Raw genomic sequence first — 21,144 nt, 5'->3', positions numbered from 1 at the left:
GGCCAGGGTCGCCTCGATGACCTCGCAGACGCGGTCGATCTCGGCGTCCGTCAGGACGCTGCCGGACGGCAGGCACAGGCCGTCGGCGAATAGCCTTTCGGACACAGCCCCGCCGATCATGGGGTGATCGCGGAACACGGGCTGAAGATGCATCGGCTTCCACACCGGGCGGCTCTCGATGCCCGCCGCCTCCAGCGCCAGTCTCAGGGCCTCGGGCGCAACCGCCGTGGCGGTTTGGTCCAGCAACATGACCGTCAGCCAGCGCGAATGCCGCCGCCCGGGCGCCTCGGGCGCGAAGGCCACGCCCGCCAGCGCGTCCAGCCGATCCCTGTAGCGGCCATGGATGGCCCGGCGCCGCGCCACCTTGTCCTCCAGCGTGGCCAGCTGGGCGCTCCCCAGGGCCGCTGCCAGGCCCGTCATCCTGTAGTTGAAGCCCACCTCGGCGTGCTCATAGTGGACCGCCGGGACGCGGGCGGCCGTGGCCAGGCTGCGCGCCCGGGCGATCAGGGCCGCGTCGTCCGAGGCCAGCATGCCGCCCCCGCCCGTGGTGATGATCTTGTTGCCGTTGAAGGAGTAGGCGGCGGCCATGGCTCCGTGCCCCGCGTGCCGTCCATCCAGCGTCGCCCCCACGGCCTCGGCCGAGTCCAGGATCACCGGCACGCCCTTTTCGTCCGCCACCGCGCGGATGGCTGCGATATCGCAGCACTGGCCATAGAGGTCGGCCGGCACGATGGCGCGTACCGTCAGCCCCTCTCGCCCGGCCCGCGCAAAGGCCTCCTCGAGCAGGGCCGGGTCGAGGTTCCAGTCCGCCGCGCCGCAATCGACGAAGATCGGGCGCGCGCCGGCGTGCAGGATGGGCGCGACGCCGCCGATAAAGGTCAGCGTCGGGGCGATGACCGCGTCGCCCGGCCCCAGATCCAGCATGTGCAGGGCGAGATGCAGGGCCGCCGTACCCGACGAGACGGCCGTGGCATGGGCCCGTCCCACCGTGCGGGCGAAGGCCTGTTCGAAAGCGGTCACCGCTGGCGCGGCCGACGAGACCCAGCCGTCGTCCAGCGTCGCCAGAACCGCCTCGCGATCGACCGGGCCCAGATCGGGCGCGGACAGGGCGATCATGACCAGACCCGGTGAATCGAACGCATCAACCCGCTGTCAGGACCAGGGGCACAGGCTGGGCCGAGGGAACGGAGATCGTCCGCTCCACCAGCGGCCCGCCGACCAGGATCACCAGGGCGGCCACCACGACGGCGGAAACCGTGGCGGCCAGGACCATGCGTCCGCCCGTGCCCAAGCCGTCCTGATCGTCCATGCCGCCCCCGAATCCGTGACGACAGAGGAATCACACACGGCCCGATGACGCAAGTCACCGAACCGTGCGTGTCAGATCCAGGGCCTGATCCGGAAAAGTGTGAGCGGTTTTCCGGTCGGATCAGGCCCCGGGAAACCGTTGGACCTTGATTCACGGCATCGGCGGAATCGCGAAGCGATTCCTCCTCAGCCGATCAAGGTCCACGGATCAGCCCGTGAACGGACGGATCAGGATCTCGACCCGGCGGTTCTGGGCGCGGCCCTCGGCGGTGGCGTTGGTGGCCACGGGCGCGCGCGAGGACAGGCCTTCGACGAACAGCCGCTCGCGCAGCACGCCTTGCGAGATCAGGGCGTCGGCGACCGACAGGGCCCGGCGCTCCGACAGGGGCTGGTTGATGGCGTCTCCGCCCGACGAATCGGTGTGGCCCTTGATGTCCACGACCGAGCGGTCGTACTCGCGCAGCACGGCGGCCACGTCGGCCAGAACGGCCTCGAAGCGGGGCTCGATGTTGGACTGGTTCACCGCGAAGGTGACGTCCGAGGGCATGCGCAGGATCAGGTTGTCGCCCTGGCGCGCCACGCCCACGCCGGTGCCCGAGAGTTCGGCCTCCAGCGCGCGCTGCTGATTGTCCATGTAGCTGCCGACGGCCGCGCCACCCAGGGCGCCGATGCCTGCGCCGATCAGGGCGTTGCGACGGCCCTGCTCGCCGTCCGAGGTGTTGGTCAGGTAGCCGAGAACGGCCCCGCCCAGCGCGCCGGCGATGGCGCCCGTGGCGGTGTTGTTGCGGCGCGGAGCCGAGGAATAGGGGTCGGTCGTTGTGCAGGCGGTCGCGCCCAGCATGGCGGCGACGCCGAGGCCGCTGACGATCAGGTTCATGCGCATGGTGTGTCTCTCCGGGAAAAGCCCTCAGGCACCTCAACGTCGGCTTACGGTCAAGGTTCCGTTTCGGCAATCGCGGTCGCGTCAACGCGCCGCCGCCCCGGGACTGCCAATTTGCGCTGTCAGGGCGTAAGGCGCATTTCCCGGCGTCCGACAGCGCGTGACGCCGCGCTCCATTCCATGAGGCCCCAGCCGTGACCGCCACCCTCGATGCCCTTTCCGCCGACGGCCAGACCCCCAGGGGCATCGTGCCGGTGTCCATGTCGCGCTACGCAGCCGACTTTCAGGGTTTCAGCGACGATCTGGGGGCCTCGTTCCAGCGTTACGGCTTCGCCGTCGTCGCCGACCACGGCCTGGACGAGGATGTCATCCGCCGCGCCATCGACGACGCCAAGGCCTTCTTCGCCCTGCCCGAGGACGTAAAGCGGGCCTATCACCAGCCGGGTACGGGCGGTGCGCGCGGTTTGACCCCATTCGGCGTCGAGGCCGCCAAGGGCGCGGCATCGGTGGATCTGAAGGAGTTCTGGCACACCGGCCGCGAACTGCCGGAGGGCCATCCTTATCGCAGATACATGCGCGACAACCTGTGGCCGACCGAGATCCCGGGGTTCCGTGACGACGTCTATGCCATGTTCGAGGCGCTGGACGCCCTGGGTCGCCGCATCCTCAAGGCCATCGCCCGCTATCTTCAGCTCGACGACGCCTTCTTCGAGGACAAGGTCCAGCTGGGCAACAGCGTGCTGCGGATGCTGCACTATCCCCCGGTGCCGGCCGATGCGCCGGGCGTGCGGGCGGGCGCGCACGAGGACATCAACGTCATCACCTTGCTGCTGGGGGCCGAGGAGGCTGGACTGCAGCTGAAGGACGCCGACGGCGAATGGCTGGACATCGCCCCGCCGCCGGGCGCCCTGGTCGTCAACATCGGCGACATGCTGCAGCGGCTGACCAACCACGTCCTGCCGTCGACGACCCACCGGGTGGTCAATCCGGCGCCGGAGCGGCGCGGCTTCGCCCGCTATTCGACGCCCTTCTTCCTGCACTTCAACCCGGACTATGTGATCCAGACCCTGCCGGGCACGGTCACCGCCCAGAACCCCGACCGCTATGCGGGCAAGGCCATCATGGCCGAGGACTTCCTGACCGAGCGTCTGAGGGAAATCCGGCTGCTCTAAGGGTCGCGTTATTGAGAGCGGTTCATCACGGCGATCACAGCGAGATCACAGCGGACACAGCGAGACCGAGCGGACCGACGCTGCTCCTGCCATACTCAGTAGTGGACTGCGGCTGCGCAGCGGCGTTTGCAACGGCGCGAAGCGCCAAGCCGAAAAGTAATTCGCCCCCAAGGACGAGCAGTCGGCGCTGACTCTGCGCGCTCGGTCCCGCCGTGTCCGCCGTGCATTCGCCGTGTTCGCCGTGATGAACCTCACCTCTGCAACGCCTCAGGCCGGCAACGTCTCCGGATCGCGCGGGTTCTCCGCGAACTGCCCGCCCCGGCGATAGCGCCACAGATAGGACGGGGCGATGGCCTCCAGCCCCGTCGCCTCGATGCCGAGATCCTTCAGGCCCAGCGAGCCGGGCGACACGACATTGTCGGTCTTCAGCATCAGCACCTGATCGCGCGTCAGCACGGGCGGGATGCCGACCATGGCCGTCAGGCCGGTGACCCGCCCCATGGTCGCGGCGACGAAGACCGGCAGGGGGGCCAGGATCCGGCTGCGGCCGGTCTCGCGCAGGATGTACTTCAGGATGTCCTTGAACGACCAGACCGCCGGCCCGCCCAGTTCATAGGTCCGTCCGGCGGCCTGCGGCAGGCCCAGAGACGCCGCGACCGCCTCGGCCACGTCGCCGACGAATACCGGCTGGAACTTCGTCTTGCCGCCGCCGATCAGGGGCAGGGCCGGCGAGGTGGTCGCCATGGCCGCGAAGCGGTTCAGAAAGCCGTCCCCGGCCCCGAACACGATCGAGGGCCTCAGCACCGTCGCCGTCGGCAGGGCCGCCAGGATCGCCCGTTCGGCCTCGCCCTTGGTCCGGCCATAGTCGGCTTCGGAGCCGGCGTCCGCCCCGATGGCCGAGATGTGGACGAAGCGCGCGATGCCGTTCGCCGCGCAGGTCTCGGCGATCGTCCGCGCGCCCTGGACGTGGGCGGCGGCGAACTTGCGGCCCGGAGCCTCGAACAGCAGGCCGACCAGGTTCACGGCGGCGTCGGATCCCTTCAGGGCGGCCTCGACGTCGGCCGGCCGGGTGATGTCGCAGCGGACCGGCTGTATCTGGCCGACGTCGCCCGACAGACGCAGGTCCTGGGCCAGGTTGGGGCGGCGCACGGCCACCTTCACCCGCCAGCCGCGCTTGGCCAGGGCGCGCACCACCTGGGTTCCGACGAAGCCGGAGCCGCCGAAGACGGTGACCAGGCCGGGCGTGGATTCGGACATGAGGGGCATCCTGGGAAGGCGTTCGAGGGTCGGGATAGACGATGGCTTCCGGGGTCGCAACGCGGGGCGGGGACGCAGGCCTCGGAAAAGCGTCACGAGCCGTGTTGACCCCGTCCGTGCACTGCCTTACAGGTCCGCGCCTTCCGGTCCGGGACGTCCTTGTGGCGCACCGGTCTGGGCCCAGATGGCGGAATTGGTAGACGCGCTGGCTTCAGGTGCCAGTGGCTGAAAGGCCGTGGAGGTTCGAGTCCTCTTCTGGGCACCATCTTCTCGAGCGGCGTCGGATCCGAAGGGGTCCGGCGCCGTTCGTCTTTGAGGCGTTCCGGTCGTCGCCGGGCCTTTCATTCCGGCCCGCCACGCCCCATCTGGCGGCCATGTCCGACGCTCGCATTCCCGTCACCGTCCTCACCGGCTACCTCGGCGCCGGAAAGACCACCCTGCTGAACCGCATCCTCACCGAGGATCACGGCAAGCGGTACGCCGTCATCGTCAACGAGTTCGGCGAGATCGGCATCGACAACGACCTGGTCGTCGGCGCCGACGAGGACGTGTTCGAGATGAACAACGGCTGCGTCTGCTGCACGGTGCGCGGCGACCTGATCCGCGTCGTCGCCGGCCTGATGAAGCGCCAGAAACCGGGTGCCCCCGCCTTCGACGCCATCATCGTGGAGACGACGGGCCTCGCCGATCCCGGCCCGGTGGCCCAGACCTTCTTCGTGGACGAGGACGTCAAGGCCAAGACGACGCTGGACAGCGTCACGGCCCTGGTCGACGCCAAACACGTCATGGCGCGGCTGGATGATTCCAGGGAGGCGCGCGAGCAGGTCGCCTTCGCCGACCGCATCATCCTGAACAAGACCGACCTGGCCTCGGCGGATGAATTGGCGGCGGTGGAGCGGCGGCTGCGCGCGCTGAACCCGCTCGCCCCCATCACCCGCGCCGAGCGGGCGAACGTGCCGCTGGATCAGGTGCTGGGCCTGGGTGGCTTCGATCTGGAGCGCATCCTGGACATCAACCCGCAGTTCGCGAATCCGGCCCACGGCGAGGACGGCCACGTCCACGACGAGCACTGTGGTCATGCCCAGGGCCACGCGCACGATCATGACCACGATCACGCCGATCACGGGCACGGCCATGCGGGCCATTCGCACGATTCAGACGGTTCGCACGCGGATTCAGCGTCTGAAACGGGGCCGCGAGGGCACAATCATGCCGACGACATCCGGGGCATATCCCTGTCGCTCGACCGGCCCATGAACGGGGTCAGGTTCACCCAGTGGCTGGATCAGCTGCTGGGTCAGCAAGGCCAGAACATCCTGCGCGCCAAGGGCATCATCGACGTCCAGGGCGAGGATCGCCGCCTGGTCTTCCAGGCCGTCCACATGATCCTGGAGGGCGATCTCCAGCGCGAGTGGGGGGCCACAGAGCGCCGCTGGAGCCGCGCCGTCTTCATCGGCCGCGATCTGGACGAGGCGGCGTTGAGGGCGGGCTTCGAGGCCTGCGCGGCGTAAAGGAGAACCAGTTGACCCAGACCGCTCTGATCGTCGGCGCCTCGCGCGGGCTGGGCCTCGGCCTGGTCGCGGAATTTCTGTCGCGCGGCTGGACCGTCATCGCCACGGTGCGCGACGCCTCGGGCGAGGCGGCGTTGAGGGCGCTTGCGGGCTCTGGGCGGCTGACCGTTCGCCATGCGGACGTGACGTCTGACGCCGACATCGACCGGCTCGTGTCGGAGGTCCCGGAGCCCCTCGACCTGCTGTTCATCAACGCCGGGATCATGGGGCCGCCGGACATGCTCTCGGCCTCGGTCGAGGAGATCGACCGGGTCATGCGGACCAACGCCTTTGGCCCCGCGCGCCTTGCGTGGGCGCTGATGGACAAGCTCCGCGAACAGACCGGCGTTCTGGCCCTGATGTCGACTGGCATGGCATCGATCGCGGACAACACCTCGGGCGGCTACGACATCTATCGGGCCTCCAAGGCGGCGCAGAACATGCTGGCGCGCAGCCTGTGGATCGGGTCGGCGCGGGCGCGGGGCGTCACCGTCCTGTCGGTCAACCCGGGCTGGGTCCGCACCGACATGGGCGGCCCCGGTGGCACGATCGACGTGGAGACCAGCTGCCGGGGCATGGCCAACCAGCTCGCCGCCAACGCCGGGGCCCACGAGCACCGCTTCATCGGCTGGAACGGCCGGGAGCTGCCCTGGTGAGCCACATCGACCCCACGCGCGAGGTCATGGCCGCCTTCCGCGACCTGCCGTCCGACCGCCCGATCGCCATGATCAACCTGCTGCGCTTCAGGGATCGCGCCGACTATCCCTCCGACCACGCCGACCACGCCACGGGGCTGAGCGGGGCCGACGCCTATCGCCGCTATGGGGCCGCCGCGGCCGCGCCGTTTCAGAGGGCCCGTGGGCGGCAGGTCTGGTTGGGCCGCGCCGAGCTGACGGTCATCGGCCCGGCTGACGAGACCTGGGACCTGGCCTTCATCGCCGCCTATCCGACCGGCGACGCCTTCGTCGCCATGCTGCGCGATCCGGAGTATCGCGAGGCGGTCGTCCACCGTCAGGCGGCGGTGCTCGATTCCCGGCTGATCCGGTGCGAGCCGCGTGGACCTGGCGCGGCCTTCGGCGAGGACGGCGAGGCGTGAGGTCCTTCCAGTTCGACGCCCAGGTCACGGCGGTGCATTTCGAGGCCTCCGGCGCCGCCTTCGCCCTCGGCGACGGCTCGGTCCGGTTCGAGGACGGGACCTTCGACGCGGTTCATGACGGTGCCATCCTGTGCGCGGCCGTCCATCCGTCGGGCGAAGGCCTCGTCACCGGCGGCGACGACGGCCGCGTGATCTGGAGCCGCAAGGGCGAGGCGGGCGTGCTGGCCACCGCCAAAGGCCAGTGGATCGACTCCCTCGATGCCTCGGCCGAGTCGAAGCTCATCGCCTTCTCCGCCGGCCGGACCCTTTCGATCATCGACGCCACCGATGTCGCCTTCCGCCGGGATTTCGCGCACGAGCGCACCGTGTCCGGCGTCGCCTTCGATCCCAAGGGCCGCCGCATCGCCACCTCGACCTATGGCGGGGCCTGGCTGTGGTACGCGCGGATCGCCGAACAGAAGCCGACGAAGCTGGCCTGGGCTGGTTCGCACACCGGGGTCGCCTTCTCGCCCGACGGGGCCTTCGTCATCACCACGATGCAGGACAACCAGCTGCACGGCTGGCGCCTGAAGGACGCGAAGAACCTGCGGATGGGCGGCTATCCGGGCAAGATCCGCAGCCTGGCCTTTCTGTCCAGGGGCCAGCTTCTGGCCACCTCGGGGGCCCAGGGCGCGGTGCTGTGGCCCTTCACCGGGGCCAACGGTCCGATGGGGCGCGAGGCGTCCGAGATCGGCTTCGACGACACCACCCTGGTCAATCTGGTGGCGGCCCGGACGGCGCATGGCCGGCTGGCCGCGGGCCTTGCGGATGGGCGCGTCTGGGTGGCCGATCCGGCGACCCAGGGGCTGACCTTCGTCAAGGCCGACAAGGGGCCGCCGATCACCGCCCTGGCGCTCAGCCCCGACGCGCGGCGTCTGGCCTGGGCCGACGAGGATGGGCGGGCGGGCGTCTCGGACCTGACCAGCGACCTCGCCTGACGGCGGTTCGGCGCTTGGTTGCCACGCCCTCCGGTGGCCTCTAGCGTCACCGCATGGAGGAGGGCACCCCCCACACGCAGACGCCGCGCCGCAATGGGCGTCCGATCCTGCTCGCCCTGCTGGTGCTGGCCCTGCTGCCGCTGGGTGGCGTGCTGATCCACGCGCTCGTGCCGCCCCCCATGACGCTGCTGATGGCGCAGCGGTCGCTGGGCGGCCAGGGTTTGAGCTATCGCTGGCGGTCGCTCGACGACATCTCGCCCGGGCTGGTGTCGGCCGTCATCGCCGCCGAGGACGCCCGCTTCTGCAGCCATCGGGGCTTCGACCTCCAGGCCATCGAGGACGCCCTTAAGGCCAACGAGCAGGGGCGGCGCATGCGCGGTGGATCGACCATCAGCCAGCAGACCGCCAAGAACGTCTTCCTCTGGCCCGGCCGCGACTGGGTCAGAAAGGGGCTGGAGGCGGGATACACGGTCCTGATCGAGACGATCTGGGGCAAGCGACGCATCGTCGAGGTCTATCTGAACGTCGCCGAGATGGCCCCCGGGGTCTACGGCGCGGAGGCCGCCTCCCAGCACTGGTTCGGCAAGTCGGCATCGGATCTGTCGGCGCGCGAGGCGGCGAGACTGGCGGCCATCCTTCCCAGCCCCCGTCGCTATGATGCTGCCTCGCCGGGTCCCTATGTCCGGAGGCGGGCCTCGCGCGTCCAGGCGGCTGCGAATACGGTCCGCAATGAAGGGTTGGACGACTGCGTCCTGCCCTGATCGAACGCCGATCGATTTCGGCGGATTAACCCTTGGCGTTGGGGCTTGTCTTAACCGCGTCCTGATACGGCAGGTCGATTGCGGGCCGAGCGGGTCCGCGAGCAGGGACTGCCGGGGCCACCATGACCATCGTCGCTCATCTCAGGGCCGTGACCCAGATCGCTGGCCGTTTCGCCCGGGACGGACGCGGCAATGTGGCCGTGATCTTCGCCCTGGTCCTGCCCTTGCTGATCATGATCACCCTGGGCGGGGTCGACATCAGTCGCGCCTCGACGGTCAAGATGAACCTGCAGGACGCGCTGGACGCGGCGACCCTGGCGGCCGCCCGGTCGCAGTTCGTCGAGGACGACGAGATCACCGAGGTGGGCCTGGCGTCGCTGCGTGCGAACCTGGCCCCGTTCCAGGACATCACCCTGGACGCCGGCCAGACCACCTTCACCCTGGACACCGAGACCGGGGCGGTGATCGCCAACGCCGTGGTCAGCGTCAGGACCCTGGTCGCCAACATTGTCCTGCCGCCCTATGGCGAAATCCTGGACGACCGCCTGCCAGTGCGCGCTCATTCGGAAGTGCTGCGCTCGAACAACCGCATCGAGGTCGCGCTGGTCATCGACAACACCGGCTCGATGTCGGGCGCGAAGCTGGAGGCCACCAAGGCGGCGGCGATCGATCTCATCAACCGCCTCGAGGCGGCGGACAGTCGCTCGATCGAGGAAGACGCGATCAAGATTTCGCTGGTGCCGTTCTCGCAGACGGTCCGCGTTCATCAAGGCGGGACGAACAACGCGCCGAACTGGGTATCGAACGCCGACAATCATACCGGCTCGACGGGCACCTATGGCATCTTCAGCGCCGGGCGGGGTCGCCTCAACCTGTTCCAGACCCTCGGCACGACGTGGGGTGGTTGCATAGAGGCCCGTCCCCAGCCCTTCGATATCCGCGATACCCCTCCGAGCAGCGGAGACCAGGCGTCGATGTTCGTCCCCTACTTCGCGCCCGACGAACCTGATCGGAACGACTATCCCAATCACTCGACCTGGTGGAACTGGCAGTACGAGGGCAACAACTATCTGGACGACAGACGGTCGGGGTCGAACAGTTCCAGCCCGTTCGCCAGCAATCAGGCGCGTCGGGACGAGTGGTTCGCCCGCGTTCGCAACGTCAACAAGTATGTGAGCACCAGCGGTCTCCACACCGGTTTCGGGCCGAACAGGGGCTGCAATCTCCAGCCGGTCATCCGCCTGACGGATCAGTACGACACGCTGCGTGCGGCGGTGGACAACATGATCGCCACCGGCAACACCAATGTGCCGCTCGGGGCCATGTGGGGGTGGCACACGCTGTCGCCCAACGCGCCCTTCGGCGACGGCCTGCCCTACAACGCCGAGCGGTTGCAGAAGATCATCATCATCATGACCGACGGCGCCAACGTGCTGGGCGACACCTCCAGCCCCAATGATTCTCCCTACAACGGTCTCGGCTACATCTGGCAGAATCGTTTGGGCATCACCTCGGGCAACAGCAGCACCCGTCGCGACCGGATGGACGACCGTCTCGACCATCCCACCGCCGGCCAGGAAGACCTGTGCGGAAACATGAAGGACAGCGGGATCGAGGTTTACACGGTCGCCGTCCAGGTCGATTCGACGGCCCAGACCCTGCTTCGTCGATGCGCCACCACCGTCGAGGATCACTACTTTCCGGTCGACAGCGCCTCGGGCATCGGCGCGGCGTTCGATCGGATCGCCGGGCGGATCGAGAACCTGCGAATCTCGCGCTGATCCGGTGACGCTGGACGGGCGCGGGGTGCGGGTCCAGTTTGCGGCATCGATCCAACGAGGCGCGCACCCATGACCTATGTCTCCGGCTTCCTGACCCCCGTGAAGACCCAAGACCGCGACCGCTACATCAAGTCGGCCGAAGCCTCCTGGCCGTTCTTCCAGAAGCACGGATGCCTGCACCACATGGAGACCTGGGGCGTCGACATCGCCGACGGGCACACCACGGACTTCAACCGCGCGGTCAAGAAGGAGGAGGGCGAGGCGGTCGTTCTGGCCTGGCTGGTCTGGCCGGACAAGGCGACCGCCGACAGCGCCTGGGCCGCCATGATGGAAGACCCCGACATGGCCAATATGGACATGCCGTTCGACGGCAAGCGGATGATGTGGGGCGGGTTCGAGACGATCTTTGAACGGTCGGCGGCTTAACCGCCCGCCAAGCCCGGTCCCACCATCGCCAGCACGGCCACGACGCCGGCGATCGCCGTGACGCCCGCGCCGGCCACGAACATCCAGACCGCCCGGGCCTGACGGCGACGCAGGGCGCGGGTCCGCACCTTGCGGATGATCAGCGGGGGCGTGCGGTTGAAGGCTTCCGAACCGACGATGTTGTGCTGGGACATGAACGCGCTCCCCGAGGCTGGCCCGTCCGAACTGGACCCGGGCGACAAGCGCGGCGGGCAAGGCGGAAAGATGGCGAACGACGATAGGACGCGAATCCGTGATCGGACGAACGCGGGTTGGTCTCAGCCGCAGAAGATCAGGCGACCCGAATAGGCCCGGTAGTAGCCGCTGACGGGATCGTAGGACCGGTAGGTCGCCGCGCACCAGGCCGAGCGATTGGCGTCGCGATATCCCGCCCCCTGGTACGCCTGTCCCGGATAGCCGACGTGACCGCCATAGCCAGACCCCGGATAGACCTGGTCCGGTCGCCCGTAGGCCCCCCAGTACTGGGTCCCCTGGTTATAGGGCTGGTAGGCATGGCCGCCCGAAGGCCTGTAGCCGCGCGTCCGGTGGCCGGAGCCGTAGTGCCGAACGAACGGTCGCTGGTCGCGCCAGCCGGCGGCGCAGTCGTCGCGGGCCCGATCCCAATAGGCGTCGCAGCGGTAGTCGCCCGGACGATCAGCCTGGCCGTTGTAGTCCCAGCCGCCCCCTTGACTGGACCAGGTGCGCGACCCCTGGGCCGCAGAATCGTAGCCGCCGCGATACTGGGCAGCGGCGGGGGCGGCGACCAGACCGGTCATGAGCAGGGCGACGGCGACGGCTTTCATGGATGGACGCCTCGGCTTATGCGGGCGGACCCGCGCGGATGAACCCTCAGAGGGTGACGGTGGCGGTCGTGCCTTGACGGGTCCGAACATAACGCATCAGCACGATCCGGTCTCCGCCGGCGCTGACGGGGGTGATCAGGAACCAGCCGCCGTCGGGCAGGCCGTCGAAGCGGAAGCTCCCGCCCGAGCAGGTCGTGGAGCGGACGTAGGAGCGGTAGTCCGAGTTGGGATCGGGCACGGTGCGCGCGCGCACCACGGCCTCGGGCACGGCCGCGCTGTCGGTCGAGCCGTACAGGGTCTGGAAGCGTTGGCGGGTGTAGGGGGTGTCCGGCGTCAGGGCGACCGATCCGGTGCAGGCGAAGCTCTGGCCGTCGCGGCCGAAGGCGACGCGGCCATCGATCCCGGCCGTGCCGCCCCGCGTCGACCAGGCGAAATCAGACGCCGAGAAGGCGGCGGGCGGCCCATAGGCGGCGGGAGCGGGCGCGGGCGCGCAGGCGGCCAGGGTCGCGACGACGGCGAGGGCGGGAAGGGCGATGCAGACGGTCATGATACTCTCTGACTGCAACGGGATGACTTCGCTCGGCGCGCGAACCACAGAACGCCAAACGCGGACATAAGGTCAAGGTTGCGACGCCGGATGGCGGGCGCCACAAGGCGATCATGAGGTGGCCGACCCGGTCGCGGTGATGACCCCTCCAGATGCCCTTACAGGATCCCCATGACAGTCGTATTCGCGGACATCCAGGCGGCCCAGGCGCGGATCGCCGGTCAGGTGGATCGCACGCCTGCGCGGCACTCGCGTCGGCTGTCGCAGCTGACCGAGGCCGAGGTCTGGGTGAAGTACGACAACCTGCATTTCACCGGCAGCTTCAAGGAGCGCGGCGCGCTGAACCGGCTGCTCTCTCTGACACCCGATGAGCGGCGGCGCGGCGTGGTGGCGGCCAGCGCGGGCAACCACGCGCAGGCCCTGGCCTATCATGGGGGCCGGCTGGGCATTCCTGTTACGATCGTGATGCCGGAGGGCACGCCCTTCACAAAGGTCGACGGCACGCGCGGCCACGGGGCGACAGTGGTGATCGAGGGCCTGGACTTCACCGGCTCGACCGCCGAGGCGCACCGGCTGAGGGACGAGAGGGGCTATGTCTTTATCTCGGCCTTCGACGACGAGGGCATCGTCACCGGGCAGGGCGTCTGCGCCATCGAGTTCCTGGAGGACGCGCCGGACCTCGATGCCCTGATCGTTCCGATCGGCGGCGGCGGACTGATCGCGGGCTGCGCCATCGCGGCCAAGGCGATGAAGCCGGACATCCGCGTGTTCGGCGTCGAGGCGGCCATGTATCCGTCCTTCAGTGCCCGGCGGCGGGGCGAGGCCCCCAAATGCGGCGGCGCGACGATTGCGGAGGGCATCGCGATCAAGGCGGTGGGCGACATCCCCTTCGCCTTGGCTGATCCCCTGGTCGAGGACGTGATCGTCTGCGCCGAGGAGGATTTCGAGAAGGCCGTCGCCCTGTTCGCGACCCTGGAGAAGACCGTGGCCGAGGGCGCGGGCGCCGGGGGGCTGGCCGCCCTGCTGGCTCAGCCGGATCGGTTCAAGGGGCTGAAGGTCGGGCTGGTGCTGTGCGGTGGAAACATCGACGCGCGGATGCTGGCGGTGGTGCTGAACCGGGAGATGGTGCGCGAGCGGCGGTTGATCGTTTATCGCATCCTGGGCGACGACCGGCCGGGCATGCTGTCGGCCATGGCGGCGGTCATTGGGGGGCTGGGCGGCAACATCATCGACGTGGTCCACAACCGCCTGGCGCTGGATGTCCCGGCCAAGGGGGCGGAGTTCGACATCATGGTCGAAACGCGCGATAGCGCCCACGCCGACGAGATCGGACAGGCATTGAAGGACAAGGGCTATGCGCTTCGGATGGGCTAGCGTCGCGGTCGCGGGATCCCTGGCCCTGGCCGCCTGTGGCGGGGCGGGCGAAAGCGCGGTCGATGCCGAGGCCAATGCCCGGGCGGCGACCTTCTTCATGGACTCCAACGCCAAGGCCGACGGCGTGCGGACCCTCGAGAGCGGGCTGCAATACAAGGTCGTGCAGTCGGGGCCGTCCGGGGCGGCGTCGCCGGACCGCAACGACCTGGTTCGCGTGGACTATGAGGGCTCCCTGACCGACGGCACGGTGTTCGACAGTTCGTTCAGCCGAGGTCAGCCCTATGTGACGACTGCCGAACAGGTCGTCCCGGGCTGGACCGAGGCGCTGCAGCGCATGAAGGTCGGCGACGAGTGGCTGCTCTATGTTCCTCCAGAGCTCGGGTACGGCGAACGCGGGCAGGGCTCGGACATCCCGCCGAACTCGGTGCTGGTGTTCCGCATCAAGCTGCTGGACGTCGCCCCGGTGCCGGGCGGCGGCCGAGGCGTTGGTCTGGCGACGGGGTGACCTTGTCTCACCCTCCCCTTCAGGGGAGGGTGGTCGCGAAGCGACCGGGTGGGGGCGGTCCAGGACATGGCGACGATCGCAAAGGCGCGCGCAATGCGCAGAGCCATGTCTCCTCCAGAGGCGAGTCTGTGGGTCGCCCTGCGTCCTCTGCGAGCGAAGGGGTTCCTTTTCCGCCGTCAGCACCCTCTCAGAGGCTACTTCCTCGATTTCGTTTGCCTGGATCGCGGCATCATCGTCGAGGTGGACGGCTCGTCGCATGCGGGCCGTGGAGACTGGGACCACGATAGAGATGCCGCGATCGCCCGGCTTGGTTTGAAGACGTTGCGCGTACAGGCGATCGACGTCCGGGATAGGATCGGCGACGTCATCGACTGGATCGCGCGAGAACTTGAGGCCGCTCCCACCCGGCTGACGCAAGAGCGTCAGCCACCCTCCCCTGCCGGGGAGGGAGAGTGATGGTGCCATTCTGAACGAACGCCCTTGTCGTCTTCGCCTGCCAGACGCAGGTCACGCACTCCCTCGAACGCGTCGGGATCGAGCAATCGCGACAGGGCCCAGACCGCCGCGCCGCGCACCAGCGGCGAGGGGTCGTTCAGCAGCCTCATCGCGCTGTCCACCAGCGCCGCATCCCCGCTGTTGCCGATCGCGTACAGCACGTTCCGCATGAAGCGGTCGCGGCCGATCCGCTTGATCGGGCTCTTCGAGAACAGGGCCCGGAACGCCGCGTCGTCCAGCGCCGCCAGATCGGCAAGCCGGGGCGACACCAACGCTTCGCGCGCCGTCAGCCGGGCCTCGCGCGCGGTCTCGGCGAACTTGTTCCAGGGACAGACCGCCAGACAGTCGTCGCAGCCGTATATGCGTGAGCCAGCCGCCGCGCGGAACTCCACCGGCCAGGGCCCGGCGTGCTCGATGGTCAGGTAGGACAGGCAGCGCCGGGCATCCAGCTGGAACGGGGCCGGGAAGGCGTTTGTCGGGCAGGCCGTCAGGCAGGCGGTGCAGGAGCCGCAGTGCTCGGCCTCCGGGGCGTCGGCCTCGATCTCGGCGGCGGTCAGGATGACGCCCAGGAACAGCCAGTTGCCGTGTTCTCGGCTCAGCAGATTGGTGTGCTTGCCCTGCCAGCCCAGGCCCGCCCGCTGGGCCAGGGGCTTTTCCATCAGGGGGGCGGTGTCCACGAACACCTTGACCTCACTGGGCAGATGGGCGGCCCCCAGCCGCGCCGCGACCTGTCCGGCCAGGGTCTTCAGCCGGCCCTTGATGACCTCGTGATAGTCATCGCCGCGCGCGTAGACCGAGATGTAGGCCGCCGAGCGATCCTCCATTTCAGGCAGGGGGTCGCGCCCGGAACCGTAGTTCATGCCCAACACCATGGCCGTGCGCGCGCCCTGCCACATGGCGGTCGGGTGGGCGCGGCGCTCCAGTGTCGTCTCCATCCAGCCCATGTCGCCGTGCCGGCCGGCCTCGACGAAATGCGCCAGCCGCTCGCCCGCGGTCCAGGGCTCTGAGGCCGAGGCGAAGCGGCAGACGTCGAAGCCCAGGTCGGCTGCCTTGGCGCGCAGAATGTCGCGAGGGTCGGACATGGCAGGGCTATAGCCCTCCCTCCCCGTCACGGGGAGGGTCGTCGCGCAGCGACGGGGTGGGAGCGGTCGTTGTCCGGACGCGGGCTTGCTGGCCGCCCCCACCCGGTCTCTGTTTCACTCCGACCACCCTCCCCCGAGGGGGAGGGAGAAGATCACTAGAAGTCCAGATCCGCATAGCAGGCCGCGGGAGCCAGGCCCTGGAACCGGTCGGCCAGCAGGGGGCGGAAGCACGGCCGTGACTTGATCGTCATGTACCAGGTCTTCAGCCCCGGCCACGACGCCCAGGCGATCTCGCCGAAATAGTCCAGCGTCGACAGGTGGGCCGCCGCCAGGATGTCAGCCTGGCTGAGCCGCCGCCCGGCCAGCCAGTCACGCCCGGACAGCAGGCCGTCGAAAACCGCCAGATGGTGTTTCAGCGCCTCGCGGCCCTCGCGCAGCATCCGGGCTTCCGGCGGGCCGAGGCGCAGCAGGGGCTTCTCCATCCGCTCGTGCAGCAGGACGGCGTTGACCTCGTCGGTGAAGCGGCGCTCGAACCAAGCGGTCAGACGCCGGACCTCGGCGCGCTCGCCGGGATCGGTCGGCATCAGAAGAGGCGCTTTCTGGCCGTCCTCGATCCAGCCCAGTATGGCCTGGACCTCGCACAGGGTCAGGGCAGGCGGACCCGCGACCTGCAGAACCGGCGGCATGCCCGAGGGGTTCAGGTCGCCGACGGGGCAGTCCGGCTCCCAGGGCCGCACCAGGACCTCGGTCCAGTCTATCCGCGCCTCGCCGAGCGCCAGGCGCGCCGCGCGCGAGCCCGGATCGAAGGGAAAATGGAACAGGACGCTCGCGGACATACGGCCGGTCCTGCCGCAGCGGCCGTTAAATCCGCGTTTACGGTGATGGCGACGGCGTGGCGGGGACGGCCGGACTCCACGGCCCACGCGGGTCGGCGTGGATCAGCACGTCGGCGTCCGGGAAGGCGGCCAGCACGCGCTGTTCCGCATCGACCACGATGTCATGGGCGGCCTCGAACGTCAGGGCCCGGTCCAGATCGATGTGCATCTGGGCGACCAGCCGGGTGCCCGACATCCGCGTTCTCAGCTGATGCACGCCGCCCACGCGGGGGTCGGCGAGCACGGCCGTGGTCAGGGCGGCGCGGTCGGCGTCAGATGTCTCCCGGTCCAGCAGTTGATCGGCGGCGCCTTTCAGCAGACTCAGCGCCCCCCAGAACAGCCAGACAGCCACGACCAGACCTGCTGCGGCGTCCAGCCCGGGCGCCTCGAGAAAGGCCCCTGAAACCACACCGATCAGAACGACCGCGCCGGCCGCCAGGTCTGCCGCGTAATGGGCGCGGTCCGCCTGAACGGCCATGGAGCCGCTGGCCTTCAGCGACCGGGTCTGGGTCCAGACGAGGCCGGCGGTCAGGACCATGGAGATCACCACCACGCCGATCGCCCATGACCCGCCGGTGACGGGACGCGGGTCGAACATCCGGGCCAGAGCCTCCCAGCCGATGAAGATCGCCGAGGCGAAGATCAGGCCGGCCTGCACCAGGGCCGCCATGGCCTCTCCCTTGCCGTGCCCGTATCGGTGGGTGTGATCTCCCGGCCGGGCCGCCCACCGCACGGCATAGAAGGTGGTGAGCGAGGCGGCCAGATCGAGCACGGAGTCGGTCAGGGACGCCAGGATCGATACGGATCCGGACGCGCCCAGGGCGAAGGCCTTCAGCGCGATCAGCACCACCGCCACCGCGACCGACAGGGTCGTGACCTGGCGCGCGTCCAGGGTTCTGGAGGCGGCGGAGGGGGTGGGCGTGGCAGGGTCGGTCATCGCCGCATGTTCTGGCGGATCGCCCGTGGGTTGCCAATGGTCGCGAAGTCGCGGACCGGCGTTAGCGTTTCCGCCACGAAAGGGCCTCAACATCCTAAACAGATGGTGATGAAAGCCGGAGCGACGATGACGGCAGGGTTGGACAAGGCGGGCAGTGATGCCGTGGACCGGTGGGTGCCACGCGGTGAGGCCTTGTCCCTGCTCGGCGTGAAGACCCAGACCCTCTATGCCTATGTCAGCCGGGGGCGGATCGCTGCGCGGCCCGATCCGGAGCATCCTCGCCGCAGTCTGTATGCCGTCGCCGACGTGGTCCGTCTGAAGGGCGGCGCGACGCCGGAGCCCGCCGGCGCGGTCGTGCCCTTCGAGCCCGAAGTGAAGGGCGAGGCCCGCATCGATTGCTCCGTCAGTCATGTCGCGGACGGCCGCATCTATTATCGTGGGCGCGACGCCGCAGAATGGGCGCAGGGCGCGACCCTGGAGGAGACCGCGCGACTTCTATGGTGTTGCGAGGCCACCAACCCCTTCGCGGGACTGGGCGTCCGGGTCGACACGGCCGGAGGCGCGTCGCACCGTGCCCGCCTGTTCGCCGCCCTGTCGCGCCGGGCCGAAGAGGATGCGCCCTCCGTCGGTCGCGACGCGGGGACCCTGCGTCAGGAAGCGGCCTCGACCCTGAACGAGGTCATCGATGCCATCGCCGGGCCGGGTCCCCGGCTCTTCTTCCACCAGCGGTTGGCGCGGGGCTTCAAGATGCTGGAACGCGACAGCGTGCATCTGCGTCGTGCCTTGGTCCTGGGCGCAGAGCACGACATGAATCCGTCGGTGCTGGCGACCCGGGCGGCGGCGTCCGGAGGGGCGTCACCGGCAGCGGCGACCATGGCGGGCCTGTCGGCGCTGCATGGGTCGGCGATGGTCCGGACGGTGAAACGGTCGATCGCCTATGTCATCGAGGCGCGGCGCGACCCGGCAGGCGCGGCGCAGCGGCGCATGATGTCGGAATCCTGCCTGCCGGGGTTCGGCAGCGACAGCTTCCCACACGGCGATCCCCGGGCCGAGGCCCTGCTGGCGCTGGCCGACCTGCCTGCCGACCTGACGGCGATCGTGCGCGAGGGCGAGGCGGCGTCTGGCCAGAGGATCGCCTTCTCGGGCGCCCTGGCCATCATGGCGCGGCGGCTCGATCTGCCCCGGGATGGCGCGCTGGATGTTCTTCTGGCGGGGCGGCTGGTCGGGTTGATGGCCCACGCGCTGGACCAGATCGTCGGAGGATCGCCGATCCGGGCGCGACTGCGCTACACCGGCCCTCGCACCTCGCATATCGAGACTTGAAACCGGGCGCCTGATCGCGGATCAGGTGGCGGCCCGTCCGGGGATGGCCCGACCGGGGGACAAGGAAACTCATGTCGGACTGGCTCGCGGCGATCATCCTGGGCATCGTCGAGGGGCTGACGGAGTTCATTCCCGTCTCGTCCACCGGACATCTGCTCTTGCTCGGCCACTTCATGGGCTTTGAGAGCGAGGGCAAGACCTTCGAGATCGTGATCCAGCTCGGCGCGATCCTGGCCATCGTCAGCGTCTATTTCCGGCGCCTCTGGGCTCTGGCCACGCGCTGGCCGCACGACGCCCAGGCCCGGCATTTCATCATCGGCGTCCTGATCGCTTTCCTGCCGGCGGCCGTCGCGGGGGTGTTCATGTACGACATCATCAAGGAAATCTTCTTCGAGACCCCGGTGATCATCTGCGGCGCCTTGATCGTCGGCGGGGTTCTGTTGCTGCTGGTGGACCGCATGAAGCGCGTTCCCCGCTATCTCGATGTGAACACCTATCCGCTGCGGGTCTACGGTCTGATCGGCCTGTTTCAGTGCCTGGCCCTGCTGCCCGGCGTGTCGCGGTCGGGAGCGACGGTCGCGGGCGGTTTGCTGCTGGGCACCGACAAGCGGTCGGCGGCGGAGTTCACCTTCTTCCTCGCCCTTCCGACCATGGGCGGGGCGGTGGCCTATGACCTGTTCCAGAGCCGCAACGATCTGGATTTCACCGACGCCGGCCTGATCGCCGTGGGGTTCGTCACGGCCTTCGTGACGGCGCTGTTCGTGGTGCGGTTCCTGCTGGATTTCGTAAGCAAGCACGGGTTCGCCCCCTTCGCCTGGTGGCGGATCGCGGTCGGGACGCTGGGACTGGTGCTTATCTGGGCGGGCGTGGGAGCCTGACTTGTCAGGCGGCCGGCTTTGGGGTCATCGTTCGACCATGACCAGCCAGCCCGCAGACGGTGAACGCTTCAAGTCGTTCCAGGCCTTCTATCCGTACTATATCCACGAGCATTCCAACCGGACGTGCCGGCGCATCCACGTCGTGGGGTCCGCGCTGGTGATCGTGGCCGCGATGCTGGGGTTGTTCGTCAACGCCTGGTGGTTCGTCGCCATGCCTCTGGTCGGCTACGGCTTCGCCTGGGTGGGGCACTTCTTCTTCGAGAAGAACCGGCCGGCGACCTTCAAATACCCGCTGTGGAGCCTGATGGGCGACTGGCGGATGTTCTTCGAGACCGTCAGCGGCCAGCGGAAGTTCTAACGGTTAGCGGGGTCGCGGAAAGCCCAGAGGCTGAGGGCAAGGACAGCGACCGCGTCCCGGTCCGGCGACCCCTCAGGCGGTAGGTAGAAGGTCGGACGCATGCCGTTCAGGTCGACGCCGCCGACCTCGACGCCGTCCCGGCTGATGACATAGCCCATGACCGCGCCGCCGCCGAATGGAAGGCCGCCGATGCGGCGCGTCTCGGTACGGTATTCGACGTCGTTCCAGGTCAGGAAGCCGGCCCGCTGCGGCTGCTGAAGCCGGCGTAGGATTGACCCCCGCGCCAGAGCCAGTCCCATCGCTGCGTCGGCCGGGGCAGCGCCGGCGTAATCACAGTCATAGCTGATAGGATCACGGTCGAAGGTGATGCCCAGGATGTTGCGGTGCCCCTGGCCCCCGCCGCAGCTGGCCGTGACCTCGCCGGCCGGCGTCATGATGGACAGCTCGGCCGAGGTGAAGTCGCGCGACTGCCACGGCAGGCGGACCTCGTTGTCTCGCAGCGATGCCCAACCCGTGTATTCGCCGACCGCGAAGCCGGGGCGGAACAGGCTGGGACCGCGCCGACCCGCAAGACCGATCCGCTCGGTGCGGTCGCGCATCGGCACGGCTTCGTCCTGGGCTGAGGCGACGAAAGGCGCGGCGACGGCGACCGTCAGGATCATCAGGACGCAAGCGAAGGTCAGGCGACGCATGGCGTGGCTCCGTCTGGGAAGACCCAAC

25 protein-coding genes and 1 tRNA gene are annotated in these 21,144 nt (G+C 69.0%); 15 read left to right on the top strand and 11 right to left on the bottom strand.

The features are described 5' to 3' along the window. The 3 genes from ABN401_RS13425 to ABN401_RS13415 all read right to left on the bottom strand — a co-directional run. Positions 1-1,116: DegT/DnrJ/EryC1/StrS family aminotransferase (locus ABN401_RS13425; RefSeq protein ID WP_349685366.1), on the bottom strand; the 1,116-nt coding region annotated here is incomplete at its 3' end. A gap of 25 nt (positions 1,117-1,141) precedes the next feature. After that, a complete protein-coding gene (locus ABN401_RS13420) occupies positions 1,142-1,309 on the bottom strand; it encodes a hypothetical protein (protein WP_349685365.1) in 168 nt (55 codons plus the stop codon). A 207-nt stretch (positions 1,310-1,516) separates the two neighbouring features. After that, positions 1,517-2,191 (bottom strand): YiaD family glycine zipper/OmpA-like lipoprotein, encoded by a 675-nt coding sequence (locus ABN401_RS13415; protein ID WP_349685364.1) that lies wholly within the window; start codon positions 2,189-2,191, stop codon positions 1,517-1,519. Between the two features lie 257 nt (positions 2,192-2,448). Between ABN401_RS13415 and ABN401_RS13410 the strand changes: the two genes are divergently transcribed. Then, complete coding sequence (locus ABN401_RS13410; RefSeq protein WP_349685370.1) at positions 2,449-3,360, top strand: isopenicillin N synthase family dioxygenase; 912 nt, start codon at positions 2,449-2,451, stop codon at positions 3,358-3,360. A gap of 267 nt (positions 3,361-3,627) precedes the next feature. On the opposite strand, the gene ABN401_RS13405 is transcribed toward ABN401_RS13410, so the two are convergent. Next, positions 3,628-4,617, bottom strand: a complete 990-nt coding sequence (locus ABN401_RS13405; protein WP_349685363.1) for a complex I NDUFA9 subunit family protein — start codon at positions 4,615-4,617, stop codon at positions 3,628-3,630. A gap of 178 nt (positions 4,618-4,795) precedes the next feature. Between ABN401_RS13405 and ABN401_RS13400 the strand changes: the two genes are divergently transcribed. From ABN401_RS13400 to ABN401_RS13365, 8 genes are all read left to right on the top strand, one after another. Then, positions 4,796-4,882, top strand: a tRNA-Leu gene (locus ABN401_RS13400). 109 nt (positions 4,883-4,991) lie between these two features. Then, positions 4,992-6,128 carry a CobW family GTP-binding protein gene (locus ABN401_RS13395; RefSeq protein WP_349685362.1) on the top strand — a complete coding sequence of 379 codons (1,137 nt, stop codon included), beginning with the start codon at positions 4,992-4,994 and terminating at the stop codon, positions 6,126-6,128. An 11-nt stretch (positions 6,129-6,139) separates the two neighbouring features. Further along, positions 6,140-6,823, top strand: a complete 684-nt coding sequence (locus ABN401_RS13390; protein ID WP_349685361.1) for an SDR family NAD(P)-dependent oxidoreductase — start codon at positions 6,140-6,142, stop codon at positions 6,821-6,823. Continuing rightward, positions 6,820-7,263, top strand: a complete 444-nt coding sequence (locus ABN401_RS13385; protein ID WP_349685360.1) for a DUF1330 domain-containing protein — start codon at positions 6,820-6,822, stop codon at positions 7,261-7,263. The genes ABN401_RS13390 and ABN401_RS13385 overlap by 4 nt, the downstream gene beginning before the upstream one ends. Continuing rightward, positions 7,260-8,240: a WD40 repeat domain-containing protein gene (locus ABN401_RS13380; RefSeq protein WP_349685359.1), complete on the top strand. Its 981-nt coding sequence runs from the start codon at positions 7,260-7,262 to the stop codon at positions 8,238-8,240. Before ABN401_RS13385 ends, ABN401_RS13380 begins: the two co-directional genes overlap by 4 nt. 53 nt (positions 8,241-8,293) lie before the next feature. Next, the gene (gene mtgA / locus ABN401_RS13375) at positions 8,294-9,001 is read left to right on the top strand and encodes a monofunctional biosynthetic peptidoglycan transglycosylase (protein WP_349685358.1); all 708 of its coding nucleotides are present in this window, start codon (positions 8,294-8,296) and stop codon (positions 8,999-9,001) included. Positions 9,002-9,123: 122 nt separating this feature from the next. After that, positions 9,124-10,782, top strand: a complete 1,659-nt coding sequence (locus ABN401_RS13370) for a TadE/TadG family type IV pilus assembly protein (RefSeq protein WP_349685357.1) — start codon at positions 9,124-9,126, stop codon at positions 10,780-10,782. A 69-nt stretch (positions 10,783-10,851) separates the two neighbouring features. Next, positions 10,852-11,208, top strand: coding sequence for a DUF1428 domain-containing protein (locus ABN401_RS13365; protein WP_349685356.1), 357 nt, complete (start codon positions 10,852-10,854; stop codon positions 11,206-11,208). Here the strand turns inward: ABN401_RS13365 and ABN401_RS13360 are convergent. From ABN401_RS13360 to ABN401_RS13350, 3 genes are all read right to left on the bottom strand, one after another. Next, on the bottom strand, positions 11,205-11,402 hold the full coding sequence (locus ABN401_RS13360) for a hypothetical protein (RefSeq protein ID WP_349685355.1): 198 nt from the start codon (positions 11,400-11,402) through the stop codon (positions 11,205-11,207). The genes ABN401_RS13365 and ABN401_RS13360 overlap by 4 nt on opposite strands. Before the next feature lie 123 nt (positions 11,403-11,525). Then, positions 11,526-12,050: a BA14K family protein gene (locus ABN401_RS13355; protein WP_349685354.1), complete on the bottom strand. Its 525-nt coding sequence runs from the start codon at positions 12,048-12,050 to the stop codon at positions 11,526-11,528. A gap of 46 nt (positions 12,051-12,096) precedes the next feature. Continuing rightward, the gene (locus ABN401_RS13350) at positions 12,097-12,597 is read right to left on the bottom strand and encodes a hypothetical protein (protein ID WP_349685353.1); all 501 of its coding nucleotides are present in this window, start codon (positions 12,595-12,597) and stop codon (positions 12,097-12,099) included. Between the two features lie 171 nt (positions 12,598-12,768). On the opposite strand from ABN401_RS13350, the gene ABN401_RS13345 reads away from it, so the two are divergent. The 3 genes from ABN401_RS13345 (at position 12,769) to ABN401_RS13335 (ending at position 14,932) form a co-directional block, all read left to right on the top strand. Next, entirely contained in the window at positions 12,769-13,971 is a 1,203-nt protein-coding gene (locus ABN401_RS13345) for a threonine ammonia-lyase (RefSeq protein ID WP_349685352.1), read from the top strand. Further along, on the top strand, positions 13,952-14,476 hold the full coding sequence (gene bamJ, locus ABN401_RS13340) for a BamJ family beta-barrel-assembly machinery protein (protein WP_349685351.1): 525 nt from the start codon (positions 13,952-13,954) through the stop codon (positions 14,474-14,476). Before ABN401_RS13345 ends, bamJ begins: the two co-directional genes overlap by 20 nt. A gap of 66 nt (positions 14,477-14,542) precedes the next feature. Then, positions 14,543-14,932 carry an endonuclease domain-containing protein gene (locus tag ABN401_RS13335; protein ID WP_349685350.1) on the top strand — a complete coding sequence of 130 codons (390 nt, stop codon included), beginning with the start codon at positions 14,543-14,545 and terminating at the stop codon, positions 14,930-14,932. On the opposite strand, the gene queG is transcribed toward ABN401_RS13335, so the two are convergent. The 3 genes from queG to ABN401_RS13320 all read right to left on the bottom strand — a co-directional run bounded on the left by queG (position 14,899) and on the right by ABN401_RS13320 (position 17,865). Continuing rightward, positions 14,899-16,053 (bottom strand): tRNA epoxyqueuosine(34) reductase QueG, encoded by a 1,155-nt coding sequence (queG, locus tag ABN401_RS13330; RefSeq protein WP_349685349.1) that lies wholly within the window; start codon positions 16,051-16,053, stop codon positions 14,899-14,901. The genes ABN401_RS13335 and queG overlap by 34 nt on opposite strands. 155 nt (positions 16,054-16,208) lie before the next feature. Beyond that, a complete protein-coding gene (gene fzlA, locus ABN401_RS13325; protein WP_349685348.1) occupies positions 16,209-16,889 on the bottom strand; it encodes an FtsZ-binding protein FzlA in 681 nt (226 codons plus the stop codon). A gap of 37 nt (positions 16,890-16,926) precedes the next feature. Then, on the bottom strand, positions 16,927-17,865 hold the full coding sequence (locus tag ABN401_RS13320) for a cation diffusion facilitator family transporter (protein WP_349685347.1): 939 nt from the start codon (positions 17,863-17,865) through the stop codon (positions 16,927-16,929). Positions 17,866-17,991: 126 nt separating this feature from the next. Here ABN401_RS13320 and ABN401_RS13315 point away from each other — a divergent pair, with 126 nt between their 5' ends. From ABN401_RS13315 to ABN401_RS13305, 3 genes are all read left to right on the top strand, one after another. Then, positions 17,992-19,188, top strand: a complete 1,197-nt coding sequence (locus tag ABN401_RS13315; protein WP_349685346.1) for a citrate/2-methylcitrate synthase — start codon at positions 17,992-17,994, stop codon at positions 19,186-19,188. Between the two features lie 71 nt (positions 19,189-19,259). Continuing rightward, a complete protein-coding gene (locus tag ABN401_RS13310; protein ID WP_349685345.1) occupies positions 19,260-20,066 on the top strand; it encodes an undecaprenyl-diphosphate phosphatase in 807 nt (268 codons plus the stop codon). Positions 20,067-20,103: 37 nt separating this feature from the next. Beyond that, positions 20,104-20,424, top strand: a complete 321-nt coding sequence (locus tag ABN401_RS13305) for an Mpo1-like protein (protein WP_349685344.1) — start codon at positions 20,104-20,106, stop codon at positions 20,422-20,424. Here ABN401_RS13305 and ABN401_RS13300 read toward each other — a convergent pair. Beyond that, positions 20,421-21,116 (bottom strand): hypothetical protein, encoded by a 696-nt coding sequence (locus ABN401_RS13300; RefSeq protein WP_349685343.1) that lies wholly within the window; start codon positions 21,114-21,116, stop codon positions 20,421-20,423. The two genes, ABN401_RS13305 and ABN401_RS13300, sit on opposite strands and share 4 nt — an antisense overlap. Positions 21,117-21,144: the final 28 nt, after the last annotated feature.

The organism is Brevundimonas aurifodinae (genome assembly GCF_040195595.1).
Lineage (GTDB): Bacteria > Pseudomonadota > Alphaproteobacteria > Caulobacterales > Caulobacteraceae > Brevundimonas > Brevundimonas aurifodinae.
Note: the sequence above shows the minus strand (reverse complement) of the source record. Positions and strands in the feature narration are given on the sequence as shown.